This window comes from Brachybacterium sp. GCM10030252, assembly GCF_042666535.1.
In the GTDB taxonomy this organism is placed as follows: Bacteria; Actinomycetota; Actinomycetes; order Actinomycetales; family Dermabacteraceae; genus Brachybacterium.
The window spans coordinates 107,712-132,505 of sequence record NZ_JBHTDM010000035.1; the positions used below are offsets into that span (position 1 = coordinate 107,712).

A 24,794-nucleotide genomic window follows, 5' to 3' on the forward strand; every position below is an offset into this window, starting at 1 on the left:
GGAGGCCTCGGCGTGGGCGCGCTCGCCCTGGCCGGCTGCTCCAGTGGAGCCGCGAGCGGAGGCAGCCTGCGCTTCTTCATGCAGAAGCAGGAGGTCATCGGGTACTTCGGTGACCTGCTGACTCAGTTCGAGAGCGCCCATCCGGGCACCTCCGTCGTCCACGACTCCACCACGGCGATCGCCCCGCAGTTCGTGCGCGGGGACCCGGCGGATGTCGGCTGCTTCAACACCAACCTCGAGCTCGCCCGGTACATCGAGCGCGGCGTGCTGCGCGACCTCTCGGATCTGCCGTCGGCCGCTCGGATCCGCGACAGCATCGGCGTGCTCGCCACCCAGTACGCCGACTACCCCGGCCGCACCAGCGTGCTGCCGTACTCCCTGGCCGCGGCCGGTGTCATCTACAACAAGACGATCTTCGCCGAGCACGACCTGCCGGTGCCGGAGACCTGGGACGAGTTCGTCGACGTGTGCACCGAGCTGCAGAAGGCCGAGATCACCCCGATCTACGCCACCGACCGCGACACCTGGACCCTGTGGCAGGGCCTGTTCGACTACTCCGTGGGCAGCCTCGTCGATCCCGCGGAGTTCTTCGCGAAGATGACCGAGATCGGCGAGGACGTCGGCCCCGACTCGGAGGTCTCCTTCGAGAAGGACTTCGCCGTGCCCATGGAGCGCGCGAAGACCATCTCCTCGTTCTTCAACCCCGACCACGCCACCCGGTCCTACGCCGACGGCAACCTCGCCTTCGGCAAGGGCGAGGCGGCGATGTACCTCCAGGGGCCGTGGGCACTGGGCCAGATCGCGCTGATCGACGAGACGCTCGACATCGGCACCTTCGCGCTGCCGGTGACCAACGACCCGGCCGACCGGCAGGCGCGCGTGAATGTCGACCTGGGGCTGTGGATCCCCGAGGAGGCGCAGGACGTCGAGACCGCGCGCGAGCTCGTCGAGTTCCTCATGCAGCCCGAGATCATCGACGCCTACAACCGCGACAACCTCGCCTACTCGACCACGAAGGACGCGCCGCCGCAGACCGATGAGCGGCTGGAGGGCCTGCAGGCCTACGTCGACGAGGCCGCGTTCTACCAGGGCGCCGGCACCTTCGTGCCCACCTCGATCCCGCTGGGCAACTACCTCCAGGCTGCGATCCGCAGCGGGGACTTCACCACGATGCTGCGCCAGCTCGATGCCGACTGGCGCCGCGTGGCCGGCCGGGACGCGACGGTCTGAGCGCCATGGCACACGTCGATCCAGGAGCGAACATGACCACCACCGACACCACGTCCGCCACCCGCGGCACCCGCGCCACCCGCGGCAGCAGCGCCGGCCGCGGCTCGCGCCGCCACGGGCCGCGCACCGATCTGATCCACTACCTGTTCCTCGTCCCCGCCCTGCTCGCCTTCACCGGGTTCGTCGTGGTCCCGGCGAGCGTGGGCATCTTCTACAGCTTCACCGACTACGTCGGCTTCGGCGAGTGGAAGCTGCTGGGGCTGGCGAACTACCAGGCCCTGTTCTCCGATCCCTCCATCCTCAGCTCCTACTCGTTCACGCTCGGCTTCGCGCTGGTCACCGTGGTGGTCACGCAGACCATCGCCCTCGCGCTGGCGATCGCGCTGACCAAGCGGGTGCGGTTCGCGGCCGGGCTGCGCACGATCTTCGTGATCCCAATGGTGGTCTCCGGCATCGTCGTGGCCTACGTGTTCAACTATCTGTTCTCCAACACCGTCCCGGCGCTGGCGACCGCGCTCGGCATCGGGCCGCTCCAGGAGAGCATCCTGGGCAACCCCGACCTCGCGTGGCTCTCGATCGTGATCGTCACCGCCTGGCAGACGGTCCCCGGGGCCCTGCTGATCTACACCGCCGGGCTCACCTCCATCCCGGACGACCTCTACGAGGCCAGCTCCCTGGACGGCGCCTCCACCTGGAAGCAGCTGTGGGCGATCACGCTGCCGTTGATCAGCGGCTTCGTGCTGATCAACACGATCCTCGGGGTGAAGGGCTACCTGGGCGCCTACGACGTCATCGTCGGCCTCACCGGCGGCGGGCCGGGAACCTCCACCCGCAGCGTGGCCATGAGCATCTTCTCCGGCTTCACCGGCGGTGAGTACGCCTACCAGATGGCCAACGCGACGATCTTCTTCGTGATCACGGTCCTCATCTCCGTCGTGCAGCTGGTCGTTGTACGAGGAAGGAACCTCCGACTCGCATGAGCACTCTCGACACCGCCTCCACCGGCACCGGCCCGGCCGCTCCGTCCCTCGCCGGCGCCCCGGCCGGCGCCCCGGGCGGCAGCACGCCCTCCGGTCCCGGCCGCACCGGTCTCCTGCGCCACCGCAATGGCCGGGCGAACTGGCCGCTGACGATCCTGCTCGCGCTCGCCGCGCTGACCGTGATCATCCCGCTGTACGTCACGGTGGCGATGGCCTTCAAGACCAGCCCGCAGTCGGCCGACGGCAACGCTCTCTCCCTGCCCAGTCCCGTCAATCCGGGGAGCTTCGCCGAGGCCTGGAAGCTGACGCACTTCCCCGTCGCCTTCGGCGTCTCGGTGCTCGTGTGCGTGCTGACGGTGGCGCTGACGCTGCTGCTGAGCTCGCTGGCCTCCTACTCGATCGTGCGCAACTGGCACCGGCGGTTCTTCCGCTGGTCGTTCATCTACCTGCTGGCCGCGATGTTCCTGCCGTTCCCGGTGGTGGCGCTGCCGCAGATCAAGCTCACCGCGCAGCTGGGTCTGGACAACCCCGTCGGGGTGGCGATCCTGCACGCGATGTTCCAGCTCTCCTTCTCCGTGCTGCTCTACTCGGCCTATCTGCGCTCGATCCCGGGCGAGCTCGAGGAGAGCGCCCGCATCGACGGCGCCTCGACCTGGCAGATCTTCTGGCGGATCATCCTGCCGCTGCTGGGCCCGATGAACGCGACCGTCGGCATCTTCGCCTTCCTGGCCTCCTGGAACGACTTCATGCTGGCCTCGCTGATCACCTCGAACCCGCGCCTGCAGACGCTGCCCGTGGTCCAGAACATCTTCCAGAGCGACTTCGGCACCAACTACAACGTCGCCTTCGCGTCCTACTTGATGGCGATGGCGCCGACGGTCATCGTGTACCTCATCGCCCAGCGCTGGGTGATCAGCGGCATCACCCAGGGCGCCGTGAAGTCCTGATCCCCGATATCCCGGGGCCGTGCGGCCACGGTCGCCCGCCCTCCCCGTCGCAGACCTACCAGGAGCCAGCATGACCCCCTCCCGGCACGATGCCGCGTCCCTGCCCGTCGTCCGTCCCTTTCCCGGCACCGACCCGGTGGCCCACCCCGAGGCCGTGGTCACGGGGGAGAACTGGCGCATCAGCGTCCTGGCCGACGGGCTGTTCCGGCTGGAGTGGAGCGAGGACGGCGGCTTCGAGGACCGTGCCTCCACGTTCGCGATCCGCCGGCGCCTGGAGGTGCCGGAGTTCTCGGTGGTCCGCAGCGGCGCCGGGGTCGAGATCAGCACCGGCCGTGCTCAGCTGCGCTACGACGGGCAGCGCTTCTCCGCGGCGGGGCTGAGCGTGGAGACCCTGGGCCCGGATGCGAACCGGTGGACCTACGGGCAGGAGCCGCGCGACCTCGGCGGCACCGGCCGAACCCTCGACGACGTCGACGGGCGGATGCCGCTGGAGCCGGGCATCCTCGCCCGCGACGGCATCACCATGCTCGATGACAGCGACTCGTTCCTGTTCGAGGCCGACGGATGGATCGGCACCCGCGCCCCGGGCCGCCGTGACCTCACGATCTTCGCCTACGGGCGCGACTACGACGCCGCGCTGGACGCGTTCTACGCCGTCTCCGGGCGCCCCTCGCTGCTGCCGCGCTGGGCACTGGGCAACTGGTGGAGCCGCTACCACCCCTACAGCGCGGAGAGCTACCTCGAGCTGATGGACCGCTTCGAGACGGAGCAGATCCCGTTCTCGGTCGCGGTGATCGACATGGACTGGCACCGGGTCGAGTCCGTCCCCTCCCGCTTCGGCAGCGGCTGGACCGGGTACTCCTGGGAGCCCTCGCTGTTCCCGGACCCGGCGGGCTTCCTCGAGCAGCTGCACCGGCGCGGCATGCGCACCACGCTGAACCTGCATCCGGCCGACGGCGTGCGCGCCTTCGAGGACGCCTACCCCGAGATGGCCCGCGAGCTGGGGATCGATCCGGAGACCGAGCAGACCATCCCCTTCGATCCCACCGACCGCGACTTCCTGCGCGCCTACTTCGACCACCTCCACCACCCCCTCGAGGAGCAGGGCGTGGACTTCTGGTGGATCGACTGGCAGCAGGGCAGCACCAGCCGCCTGCCCGGGGTGGACCCGCTGTGGCTGCTGAACCACTTCCATCAGCTGGACTCGGCCCGCGACGGCGGCGCCGGGATGACCTTCTCCCGCTACGCCGGCCCCGGCAGCCATCGCTACGCCGTCGGCTTCTCGGGCGACGCCGTGGTCTCCTGGGACTCGCTGGCCTTCCAGCCCGAGTTCACCGCCACCGCCGCGAACATCGGCTACGGCTGGTGGAGCCACGACATCGGCGGCCACACCCGCGGCATCCGCGACGACGAGCTGGCCACGCGGTGGGTGCAGTTCGGCGTGTTCTCGCCGATCATGCGCCTGCACTCGGCCAACAACCCTTTCATCCGCAAGGAGCCGTGGACCTTCCCGGCCGGCCACCGGGCCGCGATGGGCGAGGCCCTGCGGCTGCGGCACCGCCTGGTGCCCTACCTGCACACCATGAACCACCGGGCGGCCGACGGCACCCCGCTGGTGCGGCCGCTGTACCACCTCCATCCCCGTCGCGACGAGGCCTACCGGGCCCCGAACGCCTACGCCTTCGGCTCGGAGCTGGTCATCGCCCCGATCGTCTCGCCCCGCGATCCGGCCAGCCTGCACGGCAGCGCGCGCACCTGGCTCCCGCCCGGCCAGTGGATCGACATCTTCACCTCCGCCGCCTACGCGGGGGACCGGATCGCGGACCTCCACCGGCCACTGGAGACCATCCCCGCCCTGCTCCGCCCCGGCGGCATCCTCCCGCTCGCGGCCGAGGACCAGCTCGACGTCACCCAGAACCCCGACACGCTCGAGCTGCTCCTGAACCCCACGGCCGACGGGACCTTCGAGCTCGTCGAGGACCGCGAGGGCGCCGAGCACGACGTCGGCCGCACCCGGCTGAGCTGGGAGGCCGCCACCTCCACCCTCCGGATCGCTCCGGTCGAGGGCGAGGCGGGCGTCGTCCCGCAGCAGCGGACCTGGCGGATCACCGTGCTGGGCGAACCGGCCACCGGGCAGGAGGTCGCAGAGCGCTCGCCGGGCCGCTTCAGCGTCGATCTCCCGGTGCAGGCAGCAGACGGTGCGGTGCTGGAGCTGGCCGGGCCCCCGCGCATCGGCCTCGATGCCCGCCGCGTGGTGCGCGAGGTGCTCGAGCAGGCCCAGGCCGGCAACCCCGAGAAGCTGCGCGCCTGGGAGATCGTCTCCCGGGACGCGCCGGTGGCGGAGCGGATCGCCGAGCTGGAGACCGTCGGCCTGCCCGCCTCGCTGCGCGCCGTGATCATCGAGCTGCTCGGCAGCATCCAGCCCGGCGAGGCCTGAGGCTCGCCCGCTGTCAGTCGTCCGTGCTCGGCTCGTCGACCGACCCGTCCGGGTAGGGGGCGCTCTCTCCGACCAGCAGCCGGTGGCCGACCGTGCGGTGCCGGCCGGGCCCGTCGTGCCCTTCGATCCGCTCGAGCAGCAGCTCCAGCGTGCTCTCGGCGAGGGCGACGGTGTCCGGCGCCACGGACGTGAGACTGGGGGCCAGGCTCGCCGCCAGACCGATCGCATCCCACCCGATCACGGCGATGTCGTTCGGGGCCTCGAGCCCGCGCAGGCGCATGGCCCGCAGGGCACCGAGAGCGGCGAGATCGTCGCGGCACAGCAGTGCATCGATCTCCAGGCCCGTATCCAGCGCTCGTCCGAAGGCCGCCTCGGCCCCCTGGGCGTCCCCGACTCCGCGGGGGACCAGGAGTGAGTCCTCGGCGGCCAGGCCGGCCGCTTCCAGCCCGTCGCGGTAGCCCTGCAGGCGCAGCAGCGAGGTCTGCGACAGCGCAGCGGGCTCGTGCCCGAGGAAGCCGATGCGGCGGCGGCCGAGGGCGACCAGGTGCGCAACCGCCTCGGCCGCTGCGCGGACGTTGTCGATGGCGACCTGGTCGGAATGACGCGGGCGCTCGGCCTCGCCGAGGAAGACGACCGCGGTGTCCCCGCGCAGCTCGTCGAGCTCGGCCGGGGTCAGGTCCTGGGGGTGGATGATCACGCCGTCGACCACCCCGGCCTCGCGCCCGCGCACCGCGGAGCGCTCGCCGTCGGCCGTGCCGCCGGTCTCCTCGAACAGCAGGTGGTAGCCACGAGCCGCGCAGACCCGGGAGATGACGTGGGCGAGCTCGGCGAAGTAGGGCCGGCGCAGGTCGGCGAAGGCGAAGGCCAGCATGTTCGACCGGCCCGTGGCCAGGCTGCGCCCGGAGACGTTCGGGCGGTAACCCAGCGCATCGATCGAGGCCTGCACCCGGGTGCGCATGGGGTCGCTGACGTGCTGATACCCGCGCACCACATTGGAGACCGTCTTCATCGAGACGCCCGCGTGGTCGGCGACGTCCTGCAGCGTGACCCGGCTCATCCGTCCAACGGTACCCGGACCGCGACGTTTCCGGATCCCGATTGACCGGGAGTTTCCAGCGCTGTAAATTCGGCGGGCATGAGCACCGCTGACGCCTCCGCAGACCCCGCCGGCCCCGTCGAGCCTGCGGGCACCGCAACCACTGCCGGCCCCGCCGACGGAGCCGCCCGCCCCGCGCCGACGCCGGCCAGCCGCCAGGACGGCTCCTACCCGAGGCCGCAGCTGCTGCGGGAGCAGTGGGCCGACCTCACCGGGACCTGGTCCTTCCGCCATGACGACGCGGACGTCGGCCTCGCCGAGGGCTGGAGCCGCGGGTTCGACCGGCCGCGCGAGATCCAGGTCCCCTTCCCGCCGGAGTCCGAGGCCTCGGGGATCGCCGAGCCCGGCTTCCATCCGGTCGTGTGGTACTCACGGACCATCGGAGCCACGGAGCTGGCCGAGGCCGGCTCCGGTGACGACGCGCCCCGTCTGCTGCTGCACTTCGGCGCTGTCGACTACCGCGCCTCGGTCTGGATCGACGGGCAGTTCGTCGGCGAGCACGAGGGCGGCCACACGCCGTTCAGCTTCGACGTCACGGAGCTGCTCGCGCCGGAGGGCGAGCACCTGCTGGTCGTCCGCGCCGCCGACGATCCGCTGGATGTGACCCAGCCGCGCGGCAAGCAGGACTGGCACGAGGAGGCGCATGCCATCTGGTATCGCCGCACCACCGGCATCTGGCAGACGGTGTGGCTCGAGGCTGTCCCCGACGTCTCCGTGCGCGACCTGCGCTGGAGCCCGGCGACACCCACGACCCAGTCCCTGACGGTCCGGTTCCGCGGCACCCCGCCGGCCGGGTCCCGCCTGCGGGTGACGCTGCGCTTCCTCGAGCGTGAGGAGGACCTCGGCACGATCGAGGTCGAGGCCACGAATGCCCGCCCCACGCTCGAGCTCACGGTCCCCGTCGCGCGCCAGCGCAACGGCCAGGCCCAGGACGAGCTGACGTGGTCTCCCGAGAAGCCCCGTCTGGTCGACGCCGAGGTCACCCTGCTGGATGGCCGCTCCCGCCCGCTGGACCTGGTCACCAGCTACTTCGGGATGCGCTCGACCGCCGTGGGCGGTGGGGCGTTCCTGCTGAACGGCCAGCCCTACGACGTCCGCAGCGTGCTGGACCAGGCCTTCTGGCCGGAGTCCCACCTGGCGGCGCCCGAGCCGCTGGCTCACCGCCGCGAGGTGGAGCTGATCAAGGCGCTCGGGTTCAACGCGGCCCGCATGCATCAGAAGATCGAGGACCCGCGCTTCCTGTACTGGGCCGACCGGCTCGGTCTGCTGGTCTGGGGCGAGGCGCCGGGGGCGTACGAGTTCTCTGCCCTCGCCGTCCAGCGGCTGACCTCGGAGTGGATGGCGGCCGTCGAGCGGGACGTCTCCCATCCCTCGATCGTGACCTGGGTGCCGTTCAACGAGTCCTGGGGCATCCAGCACGTCACCGACGACCCGGCCCAGCAGGCCTACGCCCGGGCGCTGACCGATCTCACGCGCGCTCTGGACCCCAGCCGCCCCGTGGTCTGCAACGACGGCTGGCAGCAGCAGAACACCGACATCCTCACGATCCACGACTACGAGGGCGACGGCGCCGCCCTGGCCCGCACCTATGCCGACGAGGCCGCCCGCACGCGCGCCGTCGAGGGGATCGCGCCGTCCGGCCGGTTCCAGCTCGTCGGCGGCGCCGAGGACCACGGGCAGCCGGTCATGCTCACCGAGTTCGGCGGCGTGAACTATCAGGACGGGACCCGGCGGGCCGACGGGTGGGGCTACACCCGCGCCACCGACGGCGAGGACTGGATCGAACGGATCACCGCGCTGTACGACGGGATCCGGGCCAGCAGCTTCCTGTCCGGCTCCTGTTACACGCAGCTGACCGACACCATGCAGGAGACCAACGGGCTGCTGAATGCGGACCGCACCCCGAAGATGCCGATCTCGGAGATCCGCCGGGCGGTCACCGGCAGCTGAGCGCGCCCGGGCAGGCCGGTCAGGCCTGCCACGGCGCGTCCGGCTCGGCACTGGATCAGGTCAGCGTCTCGGACCAGACCGGCCCGTCAGAACAGGTCGGGCTGGGCCTCGCCGCGCAGGACGGCCAGGGCGCGGCGCGCGCGGGCCCCTCCCCAGGGGGAGAGGATGTCGGCGTCGGCCTCGTCGATCAGTGCCCAGTCGTCGAGCTCGGAGGCCTGCGGCACGATGTTCGCCTCCAGCTCGGCGCGGGGGACCACCCCGGCGTCGAAGACGAAGTGGACCGCCATCGGGGCGCTGCGCGCCGGGTCCGCCGGGGACCAGTTCGCCGCGAGCAGCCGGCCCACCTCGAGGTCGAGCCCGAGCTCCTCGAGCACCTCCCGCTGCGCGCACTGGCGGGCATCCTCGCCGGGGTCCACGCCGCCGCCGGGCAGCAGCCAGTGATCGCGATAGTTGGGCTTCTCGACCACGAACCGGTCGTCCTCGTCACGCAGGATCACAGCCCCCGAACTGATGACCTTGGGCAGGGAGGCGAAGTAGGCGGGATCGGGCAGCAGTCGCGGCATGGCCCCATCGTGTCACTGTCGGCGTGTCACTGTCGGCGTCACTCTGCGCGTACGAAGCGCACGGTCACCCCGGGCGCGGCCTGCGCCAGGAGATCGAGCCCGGTGCGGGTGGCCACCGCGATCACGGGGTAGCCGCCGGTGGTGGGGTGATCCGGGCCGAACACGACCGGCAGCCCCGAGGGCGGCACCTGGATCGCCCCGAGGACCATCGCCTCGCTGGGCAGACTCGCCGCGCCGTCGGGCACGGGCAGGGGAGTGCCGTCCAGGCGCACGCCGATGCGATCCGAGTCCGGGCGCACCGTCCACTCCGTGGCGAGCAGCGCCTCCAGGGCCGACGGGCCGAGCAGGTCATCGCGCGGGCCGGGATGGATCGGGATCTCGAGCGGTGACGGGGCGGGCAGGGAGTCCCCGCCGGCGGGAGCATCGATCACCAGCAGCGCGATCTGGCCGGGGACCGCATCGAGCCCGCGCACGGGACCGGCCAGCAGGAGGTCCCCGGCGGCCAGCGGCTCGGGGCCGAGACCGGAGAGGGTGTCGCGCGAGCGCGACCCGAGCACCGCCCCGCCGGTCGGGGTCGCCGCTGCGGCCCTGCTCGCGTCGCCGGCCCGGCCGACGGTCCCGTCGGGCTGCTCCGCCGAGGCGTCGGTCTCGCCGGAGCGCTCGGACCGTCGCACCGCGCGGATCCCGCCCCGGACGGCCAGGACCAGGCGCAGTCCGGCCGCCGCTGGCCCGAGCTCGACCTCGTCGCCGCGGTCCAGGGCGATCGGGGCGCCGCGTCCCTCTCCGGCGGTGAGGTCGAGCGGGGCGGCCTCGGGGTCGTCCCGCCGCACCGTGAGCCGGGCCGGGGCCCCGGCCACCGCGATCACCGTGGCGGCCGACGCACGCAGCCGCAGCGGTCCCACCAGCGTCTCGAGCACGGTGGCGTGGGCGGGGTTGCCCACCGCGAGGTTCGCCTGGACCAGGGCGCCGCGGTCGAACGCTCCCGACGGGCTCACGCCGATCGCGCCGCGACCGGGCCGGCCGTCGTCCTGGAGGAGGGTGAGCGGACCGGGGGAGAGGACCTCCAGCGCCGGGGTGCCCTCGGTGTTCGGCGTCCCGGTTGCGCCTCGCCGTCGGGTGAGCCGGGCGGGCGCGGCCGCGGCCTCGCGCCCGGCGCGCGCGAGGGTCGTGGCCGGCCGGGCGGTCCGCGCCGTCGGCCGCTGCGCGGTGAACCGCACCCGGGTGCCGGGCGTCAGCAGGGCGGGCGGCTCACGGCTGGGATCGAAGAGGTCGACGTCGGTGCGGCCGATGAGCTGCCAGCCGCCGGGGGAGGGGCGCGGGTAGATCCCGCAGTAGCGGGAGGCGAGGCCGACGGCGCCGGCCGGCACGGTGGCCCGCGGTTCGGTGCGGCGCGGCACCTCCCACGGAGGCCCGGCGGTGCGTCCTGCCCCGGCAGTGCGTCCTGCCCCGTCGGGATCCCCCGCCTCGTCGGCCACGAGATAGGCGAAACCGGGGGCGAAGCCGCCGAAGGCCGCGGTCCAGGTGGTCGCGGTGTGGGAATGGATCAGCGTCTCGGTGCTCATGCCCAGCAGTTCGGCGGTCTCGACGAGATCCTCCCCGTCGTAGACGACGCCGATCCGGTGCTCCGTGTCCCCGGCCGATTCGCCCGGAGCCGCGCGCAGGTGCTGAAGCAGCTCCGTCAGCTCCCGCAGGTCCCGCGCGACGGAGCCTCGAAGCAGCAGGGTCCGCTCCGCCGGGACCAGCTCGATCAGGGCAGGGGGAGCCAGCCCGCGCACCGCGGCCGCGGCGGCCAGCACGGCACGGGTGTCGGGGTACTCGGCCAGGATCGCGGTCTCCCCGGCCCGGTGCACGCGCAGCGGCGGGGCCAGCAGCCATCCCGCCTCGGGCGCGGCGGCGCCGGTCACAGCGCCGCCTCCAGGTGCACGCCCGCCGCCTCGAGCCGGTCCCGGACGGTGCGGGCCAGCGCGACCGCCCCGGGAGCGTCCCCGTGCAGGCACAGGGAGCGGCACGGCAGGTCGAGCCCGCTGCCGTCGGCCGTGCGCACCCGTCCCTCGGAGGCGATCGACAGTGCCTGCTCGGCGACCGCCTCCGGGTCGGTGAGCACAGCGCCCGGACGACTGCGCGGCATCAGGGTGCCATCGCCCAGGTAGGCGCGGTCGGCGAAGCCCTCGAGCACCACCACGATCCCGGCCTCCCGTGCCCTCTCCACGACCACGGCGCCCGGCGCGGCGACCAGCGGGAGGTCCCCGAGGTCGCGTAGCGCCTGGATCACGGCGCCGGCCTGGGCCTCGTGGCGAGCCAGGGTGTTGTACAGGGCGCCGTGGGGCTTCACGCCCCGCACCGCGGTGCCCTCGGCGCGGGCCATCGCCTCCAGCGCGCCGACCTGGACGATCAGCAGATCGGTGAGGTCGGCCGGGGCGATGTCCAGGAATCTCCGGCCGAAACCGGCCAGGTCCGGGTAGGCGACGTGCGCGGTGATCGCGACCCCGTGCTCGGCGGCGGCCCGGCAGGCGGCGCGCATCGTCCCCGGATCCCCGGCGTGCCCTCCGCAGGCGATGTTCGCCGTGGTCACCACCTCGAGCATGGCCGCGTCATCACCCATCGACCACGCGCCGAAGCCCTCACCCAGATCGGCGTTGAGGTCGCACACGGGATGGTCGGCGCTCATGCGGCTGCTCTCCTTCGCTCTGCCCGCCACGACGACGGGGTCACCGCTCATTGTCCGCGCACGGCGCCGGCGCGGCCAGGGGTGACGGGCGGTAGTGTCGCGGCCATGAGCGAGCGCCCGACCGACCAGACCGATCCGTCGCCGCGCGCGGGCTCCTCGGCGCCGGACAGCTCCGCCGCGCACCACGTCCTGGACCAGGCCGACGGCGGCGAGCCCCGCCGGCTGCTGTCGCTGAGCGATGAGCAGCTGGCCGGTCTCGACGGGCACCAGCAGCCCCAGTTCACCGCCATGCCCTGGCTCGACCAGCGCCCCGACCAGGCCGCCGTCGCGGCCGACGTCGGACTGCGCTCGCTGATCGCCGACGGGCGGGTCAGCGCTGCCCGGGACGGGGCGACCGGGCGGCTGCGATGGGTGGCCGGCACCGAGCTCCGCGGCTGCCAGCTGCTGCGCCGCACCGCCGCGCGATTCGCCACCGCGGAGCGCACGGTGCAGTCCGAGAGCGGCCCGCTGGTCAGCCGCGCGTACTACTACGTCCATGAGACCGGTGTGCTCGAGGAGGAAGTGACCCCGTCGGGCATCCACCACTTCACACCGTTGCGGGTCGAGCAGGTCCCCGCCCGGATCGCCACGCTGATCGACCCGAACTCCGTCGCCGGCCAGGGCGGCGCCCCGGTCACCGTGCGCCGCACCGAGCTCGCCTCAGGACACCCGCTCGCCGCCCGGCTCGCCGACACCCGTGCCCAGAGCGTGCTGACCACAGTGCACGCCGACGACGACAGCGTGCAGCAGGTCAGCGTGTATGTCACCGGCAGCGAGGTGCTCACGATGGAGGCGCTGGACCCGGCCGCCGAGGACCCGCCGCTGGAGTTCCGGCCCGTCGACGCGGGCGACCTGGTCGCACTCGCCGCGGCCGTCGTCTCCTGAGCGCCTCCCGCAGGATTCGCCGGCCCGCGCGCGGCCCATCGCGCTGGTCAGAGGCTTCCGCGGGGCCCCTCAGCTCGTGAGGACGTCTCAGCGTCGGTCAGCTCGTGAGGGCGTCCCGCAGCGTCCGGGCCGCTGCCTCGGGATCGTCGGCCTCGGTCACGGCGCGGACCACCACGATCCGCTCGACACCGGCGCCGAGCAGCTCGGGGACACGTTCCGCGTCGACTCCGCCGATGGCGAAGAACGGCTTCGCGTCCCCCGTCCGCTGGGCGGCGGCGCGCGGCAGGTCGAGGCCGACGGGGGCGCGGTCCGGCTTCGTCGGCGTCGCCCACACCGGACCGGTGCAGAAGTAGTCCAGACCCGCATCGGCGTCGGCCGCCTCCATCTGCTCGATGGTGCGGGTCGAGCGGCCGATCAGGACGTCGCGGCCCAGCAGCGCACGGGCATCCAGCGTGCTCAGGTCGCCCTGGCCGAGGTGGAGGATGTCCGCGCCGGCCAGCGCGGCGACGTCGGCCCGGTCATTGGCCGCCAGCAGCGTGCCGTGCGCGTCGGCGATCGGCCGCAGCGCCCGCAGGGCCTCGACCTCGGCGCGGGCCTCGGCCGCCTTGTCCCGCACCTGCAGGATGTCCACTCCGCCGCGGAAGGCGGCCTCGGCGAAAGCCAGCAGGCCCTCGAGCCCGCGCGAGAGGTCGACGCAGACGTACAGGCGGGAGGCGCGCAGGGCTTCGCGGCGCCGGGCACCGGCCTCGCTGGTCGCCGACGAGTGAGCGTTCATGGGCACAGCCTGGCACAGAGCGTGACCGGGACCCGGAACCTCCGGCCTGCCGGCGCCGTGCCGCCGGCACCGTGCCGCAGGCACTGGCCCGCCGGCTCGTCGGCGTCTGCGCCGGCGCGTAGACTCGAGGGGTTCCGTGGGAGCCCGAGACGCCGGGCTGAGAGGGCGCAGCGCGCCGACCACCAGCACTGGATGCGGATCATGCCGCCGTCAGGAGGAATCTCAGGATGCGTGCCATGCATGTCGCCGTCATCGGCGCGGGCATCGTCGGCCTGCTCACCGCCGCCGAGCTGCGAGCGCGTGGTCACCGCGTGGAGATCCACGCCGAGGGGGTCGCCGACGGGGCCACGTTCGCGGCCGCCGGGATGCTCGCCCCCGCCGCGGAGATCCAGGTCGGGCAGGGCCCGCTGTGGGCCATCATGCGCGAGGCCTCCCAGGCGCACCGCGATCTCGCGAGCCGCCTCGCCGCGCGCACCAGCGTGGACCCCGGCTACCGGGACGATTCGACCGTGATGATCGGACGGGACCACGCCGACGCCGCCGCGCTGCGCGACCTGGCCGAGATCCAGCGCTCCACCGGAGCGGCCGTCCGCGAGCTCACACCCCGGGAGCTGCGCCGTCTCGAGCCCGCCCTGGCCCGCGGCATCGCCGGCGCGCAGCTGATCGAGCACGACCACCAGGTCGACCCGCGGCGCCTGGCCGCCGCCGTCCAAGACATCCTGGCCGGAGCGGGCGGACCCGGGGACGGCCCCGCCGTTGCCATCCACCGTCGCCGCCTCACCTCGCTCGAGGAGATCGACGCCGAGCGGATCGTGCTGGCCGCAGGGCTGGGTGCGGGAGAGATCGCGGGCCCGCACCGCCGCCTCGGCCTCGCCCTGCGCCCCGTCCACGGCGACATCCTGCGCGTGCGCGTGCCGACCTCGCTGCTGGCCCCGGGCGAGGACAACCTGGTGGCCCGCACCGTGCGCGCCACCGTGCGGGGACGATCCGTCTACCTGGTCCCGCGCGCCGATCGCCACCTGGTCATCGGTGCCACCAGCCGCGAGGACGACCTCGCCGGCACCTCCACCGGCGGCGTCCACCAGCTGCTCCAGGACGCGATCGAGATCGCCCCGTCCGTGCGGGAGACCGAACTGGTCGAGGTCACCACCCGGGCACGCCCCGGCACCCCCGACGACCTCCCGCTGCTGGGCCCCGTGCCCGGCGATGACCGCGTGATCGTCTCGACCGGCTACCACCGCCACGGGATCCTGCTGTCCGCTTGGGCCGCCCAGCGCACCGCCGAGCTGCTCGAGGACCCCGCCGCGCCCCGCTCGCAGCTGCTCGACGCGGTCCGGCCCGAACGCTTCACCATCCCACCGCCGACGGCGTCCCTCCCGCCATCCCCCGTACCCAGCGCCACCGCCTCATCCGCCCAGGAGAACCCATGAATCTGTCCCTGACCGTCAACGGCGACGAGGTCGCACTCCCGCCGGGAAGCACCGTCCGCGACCTGGTCAGCTCCCGCCTCGGCCAGGAGATCGGCGAGGACGGCCGCGCGAGCGACGGCAGTCCGCTCGGCGTCGCCGTCGCCCTGGACGACACCGTCGTGCCCCGCACCCGCTGGGCCACGACGCCCGTGCCCGATGGCGCGCGCTGCGAGTTCGTCACCGCCGTGCAGGGAGGCTGACCCATGACCCGTCCCTCCGCACGTCCCGACCTCGCCGACGACTCGTTCACCATCGCCGGCACGCCCCTGACATCGCGCCTGATCATGGGCACCGGCGGGGCCACCGACCTCGCCGCGCTCGAACGCGCCCTGGTCGCCTCCGGCACCGCGCTGACCACCGTCGCGATGCGCCGCTTCTCCGCGGCCACCGGCAACTCGGTGTTCACGCTGCTCGAGCGGCTCGGGATCAAGGTGCTGCCCAACACCGCCGGCTGCTTCAGCGCCCGCGACGCCATCCTCACCGCGGAGCTCGCCCGTGAAGCGCTGGAGACGGACTGGATCAAGCTCGAGGTCATCGCCGACGAGGACACCCTCCTGCCCGACGGCATCGAACTGGTCGAGGCGACCGCCGAGCTGGTCCGGCGCGGCTTCACCGTGCTGCCCTACACCACCGACGATCCCGTCCTGGCCCGTCACCTCGCCGACGCCGGCGCCGCCGCGGTGATGCCGCTCGGCTCACCGATCGGGACGGGCCTGGGCATCCTGAACCCGCACAACATCGAGCTGATCACCGCCCAGGCCAGCGTCCCGATCGTGCTCGACGCCGGGATCGGCACCGCCTCGGACGCGGCGCTGGCCATGGAGCTGGGATGCGACGCCGTTCTCGTGGCCAGCGCCGTCACCCGCGCCCAGGACCCCGAGGCCATGGCCCGGGCGATGGACTGGGCCGTGCGCGCGGGACGCGCCGCCGCCGGGGCGGGACGGATCCCGCAGCGCCGCCTGGCGCTGGCCTCCTCCAGCTTCGAGGGACTCATCGAGAGCGACGCCGTCGACGCCGACGATGCCGGGGACACCGAGGCGGTCGGCGCGGCCGGGGCGCCCGCCGCGACCGGACGGATGGCCGAGTCATGGTGAGCGCAGTCCCCGGCCGCAGCCCGTCGGCCGCCGTCTCCCACGGCCAGAGGCTCCCACCGCTCGCCGAACCCGGCCCCGAGCTGACGGCGGAGCAGATCGAGCGCTACCGGCGCCAGATCACCCTCGACCAGATCGGCACCCTGGGCCAGCGCCGCCTGCGCGCGGCGCGGGTGCTGCTGATCGGGGCCGGCGGCCTGGGCAGCCCGGCGCTGAGCTATCTCGCCGGAGCCGGGATCGGCACGATCGGCATCATCGATGACGACGACGTCGACGTCTCCAACCTCCATCGCCAGGTCATCCACGGCACTGAGGACGTCGGCACCCCGAAGGTCGCATCGGCCGCCCGCGCCGCCCATCGGCTGAACCCCGAGGTCGCGGTCGAGGCGCACCACCAGCGGCTCAGCCCGGAGGGTGCTGTCGACCTCGTCGGGCGCTACGACGTGGTCGTGGACGGCTCGGACAACTTCGCCACCCGCTACATGGTCGCCGATGCCAGCGAGATCACCGGGGTGCCGATGGTGTGGGCGGCCGTGCTGCGCGGCCAGGGACAGGCCAGCGTGTTCTGGCCCGGCCGCGGCGCCCACTACCGCGACCTGTTCCCCGAGCCCCCGGCCCCCGGGGACGCACCCTCCTGCGCCGAGGCGGGCGTGCTGGGCTCCCTGCCCGGACTGCTGGGGACGATCATGGCCGCCCAGGTGATCCAGCTGGTCACCGGCACCGGCGACCCGCTGGTGGGGCGACTGCTGCTGTGGGACGAGGCCACCAGCAGCTCGCGCACGCTGCGCCTGGAGCTGGACCCGGATCGCGCCCCGGCCACCCGGGTGCAGGTCCCGGCCGCCGCGGACCCCGTGTGCCGCAGCGGCGGTCCGGGGCCGGAGGAGACCCTCGATGCCTCCGCGCTGCGGGAGCTGCTCGCGCGGAGCGCGGGGATCACGCTGATCGATGTGCGCGAGGACTGGGAGGTCGCCGCCGGCACCATCGAGGGGGCAGTGCACGTGCCGGTCGGGGAGATCCTCGAGCATGGCGCGGACGCGCTTCCCGACGGCACGCTGGGTACCGAGACCGTCCTGTACTGCCAGGCCGGGTCACGCTCAGCCCGGGCCCTGGAACGGCTGCGCGGATCCTGGCACGGGCGCAAAGGGCGCCTGCGCCACCTCGAGGGCGGCTATTCGGCCTGGAGCCCGCAGGGCCGCTGACCCTGCGCAGGGCGGCTGACGCCGGGCAGGGCCGCTGACCCCGGGCCGACCTGTCAGGAACCGGACCCGGCCCCGGTCGCTCGCGCCCACACGGCGAGCACCTCCTCGATCCGCCCGTGCAGGCGCACCGTGGCGTCGGGGTCCGCTCGGGTGGGGCCGTCGTTGAGGATGACCACCGGCTTTCCCTGTCGGCCGGCGGCGCGCACGAAACGCAGTCCCGACTGCACCGAGAGGCTCGAGCCGAGCACCAGCAGCGCGTCGGCCGCCTCGAGCGCTGCGAACGCCGCCGCGACCACCTCGCCTCGCGCGGACTCGCCGAAGAACACCACGTCGGGCTTGAGGATCCCGCCGCACAACGGGCAGCCCGGGTAGCGGAACCTGCTGGTGCGGTCCACCTCGGCGTCCCCGTCGGGCGCCTGGGCGGCGTCGGCCGCCAGCTCCGGCAGCCGCGCCGCCAGCTCCGGATTCATCACCAGCATCCGTGAGTGCAGCGTCGCGCGGGAGGTGAGGGTGCCGCACTGCTGGCAGCGCACCCGGTCCAGGCGACCGTGCAGGTCGATCACCGGATGGGAACCGGCCGCCTGGTGGAGGCCGTCGACGTTCTGGGTGATCACCCCGGTGGTGGTGACGGCGGGGCCGGCCAGGGCGGCCAGCAGGTGGTGCGCGGGGCCGGGGCGGGCCCGGGCGAACTGCTCCCAGCCCACGGAGGACCGCGCCCAGTAGCGGCGGCGGGCCAGGTCGCGGCCCATGAATTCCTGATAGGTCATCGGCGAACGGGGCACGGCGTCGCGGCCGCGGTAGTCCGGCAGTCCCGAACCGGTGGACATCCCCGCACCGGTCAGCACCGCCACCGGTTTCCCACGCAGCAGATCGAGACCCGCCTCGATATCCGCCATCGGGCTCTCGAGCCCGTACTGCGCGCTGGACATCGGCCCCCAGGCGGCCCGGCGACTGTGACGCGGGGAACGTGCTGGGGCGGGGGAGTGGCCGACGGGAGCGGCGGTCGAGAACCAGCGGCCGACGTCTCCCGCAGGGCCGGCCCGGCCCGTGTCCGCCGCATGCGCGCGAGGATCGGCATCGGCCGCGTGCCGTGCCCGGCCGGAGCCCGTAGCGGAACCGGTCCGGCCGGCGCCCGCCGCGGAACCGGTCCGGCCGGCGGAGGCGCCGGTTCCGGGGCGACCGTCCTCGACGGGGTCGTGCGCGGTGCTTATCTCTCCAATGTAGGCCGCACGCGCCCAGGACCGGGACCGCTGCGGTGACCGGCATCAGGATCGGGGCCGGTCCCGGGGTCGGCGCGCACCTCGTTCTCGCAGTCGGCGCCGGTCCCCGCGCCGCTGCCGCGCTCGGCATCGGCCCGGCTCCCGGGATCGGCGGCGGGGAAGGGCGCGGCGCCGCCCGTGCCGTCGGCCCCGGCGGCAGGCTGGTTCTCGCTCTGTGTCCGGCGCCGGCCCTCGCCCTCGTCGTCGGCGGGCTCCTCGGCCCGGTCCTCGTCCTCGTCGAGCGCCGTCTTCTCGCCGTCGGCGAGTTCGCGCGAGCCCCGCACCCGCTGGATGATGAAACCGATCAGCGCCAGGATCCCGATGCCCGCGAGGATCGAGGAGTAGATCCGCACGAACGCTTCGAGCGCCTCCCCGCCGGCCTGGCCGAAGAAGTACCCGGCGATGACGAACGCGGCGTTCCAGATGCCCGAGCCGAGCCCGGTGGCCAGGGCGAACAGGGAGACGGGCATCTTCTCGATCCCCGCCGGGATGGAGATGAAGGTGCGCACCATCGGCACGAAGCGGGCGATCGCCACCGCCGGGAACCCCCACCTCTCGAAGAACCGCATCGCGACGTCGACGTCCTTGGTCTCCATCAGCGGGATCCGGCGGACGAGGGCCTGCGTGCGGGCCAGGCCCAGTGCCCGGCCGACGGTGTACACCCCGAGCCCACCGACCACCGATCCCAGCGTGGTCCAGAACAGCGGCACCAGGAAGCTCTGCCCGTTCGCCGCGGCGCTGACCCCGGAGAACGGCAGCAGAATCTCGCCGGGGACCGGGGGGAACAGTGCTTCGGCGGCGATGACCAGGGCCAGTCCCGGCCCGCCGAGGAAGTCCATGAGGCGGAGGGACCACTCGGTGAAGTTCATGCCCGTCTCCGTCCGCCCGGCCAGTCGTGTCAGGGCACGTTAGCGCTCCGGTGTGTCGCGGAGTTTAACGGCGCGTGGCCGGCGGCGACCCGGGGCCGGGCGCGCGCCGTCGCCGTGGCGGCCCGGGGCGTCGGAGGAGCACCCCCTCTGCAGGGCCGCTTCGACCTCCCCATAACGGCCTCCGGGAGGGGGCGCTCGCAGCGGGTCCGGTGCCAGCAGCGGGCGGGGGCTCGCAGCGGGCAGGGTGCCGGCAGCGGGCGGGGGCTCGCGGCGGGCAGGGTGCCGGCAGCGGGCGGGGTGCCGGCAGCGGACGGGGTCATCCCTCTACGGCCGCCACGGCCTCCTCGTGCCACGCTTCCGCGGCGTCGGCGGGAGTCGCATCACCGAACAGCACGGCGTTCTGGTGGCGCGGGGTGATCTCCTCGACCGCGGTGGACCCCGCGGGACCGATCCAGGTCTGTTTCAGGTCCATCTCGCCGAGTGCGGAGATGTACTCGACCTCGCGCTGTGCGGTCTCGGAGAGCTCCTCGAGGATCGCCTGGCGCACCGATTCGATGGCCGGGACCCCGCGGTCGGTGAGGATGAGCTTCGCGGCGTCCGGGTCGCTGACCAGGAAACTGACGAACTTCGCGGCGAGGTCAGGGGACGCCGTGCGAGCGGAGATCGTGTAGAACTGGGAGGACTGCAGCCAGGCGCCCGGCTCCTGCGACTCGCCGGGGATCTTGACGATCTCCAGGGCGGCGCCGGAGGCCGTGGCCAGGGCGGTCAGAGAGCTGGACCAGTCGAGGGCGAAGCCGGCGAGCCCGCGGCCCATGAGGGTCTGCTCGGGCCCGACATCGGTGAGCTCCACGATCTGCTCGGCGCTCGGGCTCGCCCCGGAATCGATCAACGATGTCGAGTACTCGAAGAACGCCTCCACGGTCTCGGCACTCACACCGATCTGCCCGTCCTCGGTGTAGAGGATCTCCCCGTGCTGACGCGCCCATAGGTCCACCGAGTCGTGCGTGAACACCGTGCCGGACCCGAAGGTGCCCTCGGGGCTGCCCTCGCTCACGGCTGTGGCGATCTCGCGGTAGTCCTCCCAGGTCCAGGTCTCCGTATCGGGCATCTCGACGCCGGCGGCCTCCAGCACGGCAGGATTGACGATCATCCCGGGGGCGTTGATGCCCGTGGTCACGGCGTACTGGATGCCGTCGACCTGACCGGTGGTCAGAGCCACGTCGTCCATCTCGGAGAGGTCGAGGGTGTCTTCGACGGTGCTGAGGTCAAGCAGGACGTCGCGGGCGACGTACTCGGCGGGATAGGCACCGCCCATCGTGATCACGTCGGGCTCGTCCCCGGCGGCGACCGACGTCGCGAGCCGGTCGAAGTAGCCGGCGAGGTCCGCGGGCTCACCGCTGATGGTGACGTCGGGGTTGCGCTCGATGAACAGGTCGATCACGGCTTGGGTGGTCTCGGCGCGTTCAGGATTCCCCCACCAGGAGAAGCGCAGCGAGTCGCCGCCGTCCTCGCCCGAGCCTCCACCGCCGCTGTTGGGGCCGCAGGCGGCCAGACCGCTCAGGGCGAGGGCGCCGAGGGGCACCGTGGTCATCGCGGTGCGTCTGGTCAACGTCATGGTTCCTCCTGCATGCGGGCTGCCTCGGAGAACGGGCTGCCTCAGGTCTCGGGCTGCATGCTCTCGAGCTGGGTGAGGATCTCGTCGGCGACGTCCTCCGGCGGGCGGCTGCCGAACAGCGACTCCTCGCTGAGCCGGCTGAACTCGTCGCCGAAGCCGACTCCCGAGGCGGGTGTGACCAGTGGTGGCCGTACTACCTCGGCCTGCATGTCGCGGGCGAAGTCGAGCGAGACCATCTCGTTCTCGTCGAGGGCGGGCTCGATCTCCTCCTGCAGGTCGGGGAAGGCCGTCACCCCGCGTTCGATCTTGAGGATCTTGGCCGCCTCGGGATCGCGCAGCAGGAAGTCCACGAGCGTCGCCGAGCCGTCCGGGTTGGCGGTGTCGGCGGAGATCGACCAGTACATCGAGGCCTTGTTGACCATCTGGTGGTCACCGCTGCTGCGGGCGGGCAGCCGCAGCAGCTGCAGCGGGGAGCCCGAGGAGGCCTGGAACGTCTGGACCTGGGTATGGAACTGGAGGTGGAAGGCCGAGCGGTTGTTGCCGAACCGGCCCTGCTCCACGCCGGCGTTGAAGTCCTCCAGCTGCTCGCCGGGGGCGAGGACGGCGCCGCTCTCGACCAGGCCCAGCGCGTACTCGAGGTAGGCGACGATCGTGTCCTTGCTGATCAGTGTCTCGTCCTCGCGCGGGAACAGCTGCTCACCGCTCTGGCGGGCCCAGGCGGCGAGCTCCGCGGCGGAGGTCCCGAAGAAGTCGAAGCCGACGACGTCCTCGCCGGCGCCCTGCGCCCAGTCGGTGACCGACGTGGCGATCTGCGCGAACTCGTCCCAGGTCCAGGCGGTGTCGTCCGGCATCTCGACCCCGGCCTGCTCGAGGATCGTGGGGTTCACCCCGACGGCGAAGATCCCGATGCCCAGCGGTGCACCGACGAGGGTGCCGTCGGCCAGGCGCCCGGTCTCGAGCATGTCCTCGTCCATGGCGCTGAGATCCAGCACGTCCGAGACGCTCTCGAGGTCGAGGAGGGACCCGCGGGTGCCGTAGGAGTCGATGTAGGCCTCGTCCATCTGCATGACATCGGGCGAGTCGCCGCCGGCGGTCTGCGTGGCGAGCTTGTCCCAATAGCCGGTCCATTCGCTGTACTCGGGGGAGACGCTGATGTCCGGGTGGGACTCGGAGAAGAGGTCGAGGGCCTCCCGGGTCATGCCGTCCCGGAGCTCACCGCCCCACCAGTAGATCCGCACGGAGTTCTCGTCGCCCTCGTCGGCGGCGTTCGGGCCGCAGGCGGCGAGCGTGGACAGAGCAGGAAAGGTGCCGGCTGCGGCGAGCAGTCCGAGCGTGCTTCGGCGGGAGATCATCATTGATCCTTCGACAAGGGGCGGGCCCGTCAGCACGCGGCTGACGGAGCTGAGGAGCGGGCGATCCCGGCCCCCCTGCGGGGTGGGGGCAGGGCATAATGGGCGGGAGACGGACTGAGTCGTTTCAGGGTTAGTTGTGGGCTCAGACTAATCATGTGGTGCGGGACACACAAGAGCCCGCCGAGTCGCGCAAGGCAACGGTTGGGCAACGGTGGGAAATCCTGCGTCGGGGCCCCTCGGGAGTCGGGTTGACAAGCCGACGGTCAAGCGCTTTCCTTAGGTGGTCGTTCTCCGTGACGGCCACCACACGATCCGGTGCAGGCACCGGCCACGGAGCCGGCACCGTTCACGCCACGTCTCATCATGAAAGAGCTCCATCACCGGGATCCCGGCGCCGCGAGCCACGCAGCGCCCAGCACCCGGGAACCAGGACCCACGACACAGGAGTCAGGACCCAGCACCGGGAGCCAGGACCCGGGACCCGGAGGCCGTTCCGGTCGACGGCGACCACGGCGGTCGTCCCGACCCGCCGCCTCTCGCTCGGGGCGGCTCCAGAATTCCGTACCCAGCCGCCCCGGCGGCGCTCTCGACGATCAAAGGAGATCTCATGTACACCCGACGCTCAGCCCTCGCGCTCGGCCTCGCCGCTCCCGGTCTGGCCGGGCTCGCCGCCTGCGGCCCCAACGCCTCCGGCGGACCCGGCTCCGGCGGCTCCGACGGGGACGCCAGCCTCCGCCTGGCCTGGTGGGGCAACCCCACTCGTGACGAGAACACCGCCAACGTGATCGAGGCCTACAAGGAGGTCGACGATTCCGTGACGATCACGCCGGAGCCGGGGGAGTGGGGCGGCTACTGGGACAAGCTGGCCACCCAGGCCGCCGGCGGAGACTTCCCCGACATCGTCCAGATGGACGAGAAGTACCTCAGCGAATACGGCGGCCGTGACCAGCTGCTGGACCTCGCCGAGGCGGGCCTGGCCACCGACGAGTTCGCCGAGGGCTCGGTGGAGGTCGGCGAGGTCGAGGGCAAGGGCCTGGTCGCGATCAACGCCGGACTGAACTCCTTCACCTTCCTCATCAGTCCCGCCATGTTCGAGGAGGCCGGGGTCGAGATCCCCGACGACACCACCTGGACCTGGGACGACCTCATCGACACGGCCGTTCAGATCTCCGAGGCCACGCCGGATGGCACCTGGGGCGTCTCCCAACTGGGCCCCGTCCAGGGCATGTTCCAGGTCTGGGCGCGTCAGCAGGGCCAGGACCAGTACAAGGACGGGGGCCCGGGCTTCGACGCCTCGGTGGCGACCTCCTTGCTCGAGTACGCGCTGCGGATCCAGGACTCGGGGGCCGGGCCCGACGCGAGCACGTCGGTCGAGGACGCCAACCAGACTCTGGACCAGACCCTGTTCTCGACCGGGCGCGCCGCCATGACCGTGGCCTGGTCCAACCAGGTCGTCGCGCACGACGCCGTCATCCCCGGGGGCGTCCAGGTGCTGCGGCCGCCGTCGATGACGGGCTCCGCCGCCGATGCGCAGCTGTGGTACAAGGCCTCGATGTACTGGGCGGTCTCCCAGGCGTCCCAGAACCCCGAGGCAGCCGTCGCCTTCGTGGACTTCCTCGTGAACTCACCCGAAGCGGGCAAGATCCTCTCCGTCGAGCGCGGGGTCCCCGGCAACCTCACGGTGCGCGAGGCCATCGTCCCCGACCTCGACGAGGCGAACCTCAAGGCCGTGGACTTCCTCGAGTCCATCGAGAGCGAGCTCGGACCGTCCCCCGAGCTCACCCCGCAGGGCGGCGGCGAGTTCGAGGCGATCCTCAAGCGGGTCGGGGAGGACGTTCTGTTCGGCACGATCACCGCCGAGGAGGGCGGGCAGCGACTGCTCGACGAGCTCGACGCGGCCATCGGCTGATCCGGCTCATCGTGATCCGACCTGAGCCCAGCCGCACGTCGCCGGCCCCGGTGGGGAGAACTCCTCACCGGGCCGGCGGCATCGCAGAATCCGAGAAGGGAAGTAGTTCATGAGCGCTGTGGGAGAGCTGACGCAGCTGGCGTCGCGGCGCCGCCAGAAGGGTGGTGTCAAGGAGAAGCACCCCGACAACAAGCCGGCGATGCTGTTCATGCTGCCGTGGTTGCTGGGGTTCCTCGGGATCACGCTGATCCCGATGATCGCCTCGTTCGCCCTGGCATTCACCGATTACAGCCTGCTGGCTCCGCCGGAGTTCGTGGGACTGGCGAACATCAAGGAGATGATCGGTGATTCGCGGCTGCACAACTCGCTGGTGGTCACGTTCATCTACGTGTTCGTCGGTACGCCTTTGCAGCTGCTGGCGGCGCTGCTGCTGGCGGTGGTGCTGAACCAGGGCATGAAGG

At 72.6% G+C, this 24,794-nt stretch carries 20 protein-coding genes, 1 pseudogene and 1 riboswitch; of the genes and pseudogenes, 12 read left to right on the forward strand and 9 right to left on the reverse strand.

Annotation, left to right across the window (positions count from 1 at the left end):
• Positions 1 to 12: 12 nt before the first annotated feature.
• The 4 genes from ACFQRJ_RS16055 (at position 13) to ACFQRJ_RS16070 (ending at position 5,594) form a co-directional block, all read left to right on the forward strand.
• Positions 13 to 1,230 (forward strand): ABC transporter substrate-binding protein, encoded by a 1,218-nt coding sequence (locus tag ACFQRJ_RS16055; protein WP_377020229.1) that lies wholly within the window; start codon positions 13 to 15, stop codon positions 1,228 to 1,230.
• A 32-nt stretch (positions 1,231 to 1,262) separates the two neighbouring features.
• On the forward strand, positions 1,263 to 2,210 hold the full coding sequence (locus tag ACFQRJ_RS16060) for a carbohydrate ABC transporter permease (protein ID WP_377020230.1): 948 nt from the start codon (positions 1,263 to 1,265) through the stop codon (positions 2,208 to 2,210).
• A complete protein-coding gene (locus ACFQRJ_RS16065) occupies positions 2,207 to 3,157 on the forward strand; it encodes a carbohydrate ABC transporter permease (protein WP_377020231.1) in 951 nt (316 codons plus the stop codon). The genes ACFQRJ_RS16060 and ACFQRJ_RS16065 overlap by 4 nt, the downstream gene beginning before the upstream one ends.
• A gap of 70 nt (positions 3,158 to 3,227) precedes the next feature.
• The gene (locus ACFQRJ_RS16070; RefSeq protein WP_377020232.1) at positions 3,228 to 5,594 is read left to right on the forward strand and encodes a TIM-barrel domain-containing protein; all 2,367 of its coding nucleotides are present in this window, start codon (positions 3,228 to 3,230) and stop codon (positions 5,592 to 5,594) included.
• 13 nt (positions 5,595 to 5,607) lie between these two features.
• Here the strand turns inward: ACFQRJ_RS16070 and ACFQRJ_RS16075 are convergent, their stop codons facing one another.
• Positions 5,608 to 6,651: a LacI family DNA-binding transcriptional regulator gene (locus ACFQRJ_RS16075; RefSeq protein ID WP_377020233.1), complete on the reverse strand. Its 1,044-nt coding sequence runs from the start codon at positions 6,649 to 6,651 to the stop codon at positions 5,608 to 5,610.
• 78 nt (positions 6,652 to 6,729) lie between these two features.
• On the opposite strand from ACFQRJ_RS16075, the gene ACFQRJ_RS16080 reads away from it, so the two are divergent.
• Positions 6,730 to 8,640 carry a glycoside hydrolase family 2 protein gene (locus tag ACFQRJ_RS16080; RefSeq protein WP_377020234.1) on the forward strand — a complete coding sequence of 637 codons (1,911 nt, stop codon included), beginning with the start codon at positions 6,730 to 6,732 and terminating at the stop codon, positions 8,638 to 8,640.
• Between the two features lie 86 nt (positions 8,641 to 8,726).
• Here the strand turns inward: ACFQRJ_RS16080 and ACFQRJ_RS16085 are convergent, their stop codons facing one another.
• Genes ACFQRJ_RS16085 through ACFQRJ_RS16095 form a run of 3 tightly spaced genes read right to left on the reverse strand, consistent with a single transcriptional unit; the run spans position 8,727 to position 11,871 of the window.
• On the reverse strand, positions 8,727 to 9,203 hold the full coding sequence (locus ACFQRJ_RS16085; RefSeq protein WP_377020235.1) for an NUDIX domain-containing protein: 477 nt from the start codon (positions 9,201 to 9,203) through the stop codon (positions 8,727 to 8,729).
• A 38-nt stretch (positions 9,204 to 9,241) separates the two neighbouring features.
• On the reverse strand, positions 9,242 to 11,107 hold the full coding sequence (locus ACFQRJ_RS16090) for a carboxyltransferase domain-containing protein (protein ID WP_377020236.1): 1,866 nt from the start codon (positions 11,105 to 11,107) through the stop codon (positions 9,242 to 9,244).
• Positions 11,104 to 11,871: a LamB/YcsF family protein gene (locus ACFQRJ_RS16095; RefSeq protein WP_377020237.1), complete on the reverse strand. Its 768-nt coding sequence runs from the start codon at positions 11,869 to 11,871 to the stop codon at positions 11,104 to 11,106. The genes ACFQRJ_RS16090 and ACFQRJ_RS16095 overlap by 4 nt, the downstream gene beginning before the upstream one ends.
• A 105-nt stretch (positions 11,872 to 11,976) precedes the next feature.
• Between ACFQRJ_RS16095 and ACFQRJ_RS16100 the strand changes: the two genes are divergently transcribed.
• Complete coding sequence (locus ACFQRJ_RS16100; RefSeq protein ID WP_377020238.1) at positions 11,977 to 12,795, forward strand: hypothetical protein; 819 nt, start codon at positions 11,977 to 11,979, stop codon at positions 12,793 to 12,795.
• Between the two features lie 97 nt (positions 12,796 to 12,892).
• Here the strand turns inward: ACFQRJ_RS16100 and thiE are convergent, their stop codons facing one another.
• Complete coding sequence (thiE, locus tag ACFQRJ_RS16105; RefSeq protein WP_377020239.1) at positions 12,893 to 13,570, reverse strand: thiamine phosphate synthase; 678 nt, start codon at positions 13,568 to 13,570, stop codon at positions 12,893 to 12,895.
• Positions 13,571 to 13,696: 126 nt separating this feature from the next.
• Positions 13,697 to 13,803, forward strand: a riboswitch (TPP riboswitch).
• On the opposite strand from thiE, the gene thiO reads away from it, so the two are divergent.
• The 4 genes from thiO (at position 13,798) to ACFQRJ_RS16125 (ending at position 17,329) form a co-directional block, all read left to right on the forward strand.
• Positions 13,798 to 15,000 carry a glycine oxidase ThiO gene (gene thiO, locus ACFQRJ_RS16110; protein ID WP_377020240.1) on the forward strand — a complete coding sequence of 401 codons (1,203 nt, stop codon included), beginning with the start codon at positions 13,798 to 13,800 and terminating at the stop codon, positions 14,998 to 15,000. (Overlaps the previous riboswitch by 6 nt.)
• Positions 14,997 to 15,239 carry a sulfur carrier protein ThiS gene (gene thiS / locus ACFQRJ_RS16115; RefSeq protein WP_377020241.1) on the forward strand — a complete coding sequence of 81 codons (243 nt, stop codon included), beginning with the start codon at positions 14,997 to 14,999 and terminating at the stop codon, positions 15,237 to 15,239. Before thiO ends, thiS begins: the two co-directional genes overlap by 4 nt.
• 3 nt (positions 15,240 to 15,242) lie before the next feature.
• Positions 15,243 to 16,133, forward strand: a complete 891-nt coding sequence (locus tag ACFQRJ_RS16120) for a thiazole synthase (RefSeq protein WP_377020242.1) — start codon at positions 15,243 to 15,245, stop codon at positions 16,131 to 16,133.
• Positions 16,127 to 17,329 (forward strand): ThiF family adenylyltransferase, encoded by a 1,203-nt coding sequence (locus ACFQRJ_RS16125; RefSeq protein ID WP_377020243.1) that lies wholly within the window; start codon positions 16,127 to 16,129, stop codon positions 17,327 to 17,329. The genes ACFQRJ_RS16120 and ACFQRJ_RS16125 overlap by 7 nt, the downstream gene beginning before the upstream one ends.
• A 53-nt stretch (positions 17,330 to 17,382) precedes the next feature.
• On the opposite strand, the gene ACFQRJ_RS16130 is transcribed toward ACFQRJ_RS16125, so the two are convergent.
• From ACFQRJ_RS16130 to ACFQRJ_RS16145, 4 genes are all read right to left on the reverse strand, one after another.
• Entirely contained in the window at positions 17,383 to 18,258 is an 876-nt protein-coding gene (locus tag ACFQRJ_RS16130; protein ID WP_377020244.1) for an NAD-dependent protein deacetylase, read from the reverse strand.
• A gap of 278 nt (positions 18,259 to 18,536) precedes the next feature.
• Positions 18,537 to 19,457, reverse strand: coding sequence for a DedA family protein (locus ACFQRJ_RS16135; protein ID WP_377020245.1), 921 nt, complete (start codon positions 19,455 to 19,457; stop codon positions 18,537 to 18,539).
• Positions 19,458 to 19,773: 316 nt separating this feature from the next.
• The gene (locus ACFQRJ_RS16140; RefSeq protein WP_377020246.1) at positions 19,774 to 21,072 is read right to left on the reverse strand and encodes an ABC transporter substrate-binding protein; all 1,299 of its coding nucleotides are present in this window, start codon (positions 21,070 to 21,072) and stop codon (positions 19,774 to 19,776) included.
• Positions 21,073 to 21,113: 41 nt separating this feature from the next.
• Positions 21,114 to 22,424, reverse strand: coding sequence for an ABC transporter substrate-binding protein (locus ACFQRJ_RS16145; RefSeq protein ID WP_377020247.1), 1,311 nt, complete (start codon positions 22,422 to 22,424; stop codon positions 21,114 to 21,116).
• Between the two features lie 607 nt (positions 22,425 to 23,031).
• Between ACFQRJ_RS16145 and ACFQRJ_RS16150 the strand changes: the two genes are divergently transcribed.
• Both ACFQRJ_RS16150 and ACFQRJ_RS16155 read left to right on the forward strand, forming a co-directional pair.
• Positions 23,032 to 24,333 carry an ABC transporter substrate-binding protein gene (locus ACFQRJ_RS16150; protein ID WP_377020248.1) on the forward strand — a complete coding sequence of 434 codons (1,302 nt, stop codon included), beginning with the start codon at positions 23,032 to 23,034 and terminating at the stop codon, positions 24,331 to 24,333.
• 109 nt (positions 24,334 to 24,442) lie between these two features.
• A pseudogene (locus tag ACFQRJ_RS16155) lies at positions 24,443 to 24,794 on the forward strand (ABC transporter permease); the annotation flags it as partial.

Excerpts from the sequence above, each read along its gene's own strand:
- ACFQRJ_RS16060 (WP_377020230.1), top strand. The coding sequence starts at position 1,263 with ATGACCACCACCGACACCACGTCCGCCACCCGCGGCACCCGCGCCACC.
- ACFQRJ_RS16065 (WP_377020231.1), top strand. The coding sequence starts at position 2,207 with ATGAGCACTCTCGACACCGCCTCCACCGGCACCGGCCCGGCCGCTCCG.
- ACFQRJ_RS16070 (WP_377020232.1), top strand. The coding sequence starts at position 3,228 with ATGACCCCCTCCCGGCACGATGCCGCGTCCCTGCCCGTCGTCCGTCCC.
- ACFQRJ_RS16075 (WP_377020233.1), bottom strand. The coding sequence starts at position 6,651 with ATGAGCCGGGTCACGCTGCAGGACGTCGCCGACCACGCGGGCGTCTCG.
- ACFQRJ_RS16080 (WP_377020234.1), top strand. The coding sequence starts at position 6,730 with ATGAGCACCGCTGACGCCTCCGCAGACCCCGCCGGCCCCGTCGAGCCT.
- ACFQRJ_RS16085 (WP_377020235.1), bottom strand. The coding sequence starts at position 9,203 with ATGCCGCGACTGCTGCCCGATCCCGCCTACTTCGCCTCCCTGCCCAAG.
- ACFQRJ_RS16095 (WP_377020237.1), bottom strand. The coding sequence starts at position 11,871 with ATGAGCGCCGACCATCCCGTGTGCGACCTCAACGCCGATCTGGGTGAG.
- ACFQRJ_RS16100 (WP_377020238.1), top strand. The coding sequence starts at position 11,977 with ATGAGCGAGCGCCCGACCGACCAGACCGATCCGTCGCCGCGCGCGGGC.
- thiE (WP_377020239.1), bottom strand. The coding sequence starts at position 13,570 with ATGAACGCTCACTCGTCGGCGACCAGCGAGGCCGGTGCCCGGCGCCGC.
- thiO (WP_377020240.1), top strand. The coding sequence starts at position 13,798 with ATGCGTGCCATGCATGTCGCCGTCATCGGCGCGGGCATCGTCGGCCTG.
- thiS (WP_377020241.1), top strand. The coding sequence starts at position 14,997 with ATGAATCTGTCCCTGACCGTCAACGGCGACGAGGTCGCACTCCCGCCG.
- ACFQRJ_RS16120 (WP_377020242.1), top strand. The coding sequence starts at position 15,243 with ATGACCCGTCCCTCCGCACGTCCCGACCTCGCCGACGACTCGTTCACC.
- ACFQRJ_RS16125 (WP_377020243.1), top strand. The coding sequence starts at position 16,127 with ATGGTGAGCGCAGTCCCCGGCCGCAGCCCGTCGGCCGCCGTCTCCCAC.
- ACFQRJ_RS16130 (WP_377020244.1), bottom strand. The coding sequence starts at position 18,258 with ATGTCCAGCGCGCAGTACGGGCTCGAGAGCCCGATGGCGGATATCGAG.
- ACFQRJ_RS16135 (WP_377020245.1), bottom strand. The coding sequence starts at position 19,457 with ATGAACTTCACCGAGTGGTCCCTCCGCCTCATGGACTTCCTCGGCGGG.
- ACFQRJ_RS16140 (WP_377020246.1), bottom strand. The coding sequence starts at position 21,072 with ATGACGTTGACCAGACGCACCGCGATGACCACGGTGCCCCTCGGCGCC.
- ACFQRJ_RS16145 (WP_377020247.1), bottom strand. The coding sequence starts at position 22,424 with ATGATCTCCCGCCGAAGCACGCTCGGACTGCTCGCCGCAGCCGGCACC.
- ACFQRJ_RS16150 (WP_377020248.1), top strand. The coding sequence starts at position 23,032 with ATGTACACCCGACGCTCAGCCCTCGCGCTCGGCCTCGCCGCTCCCGGT.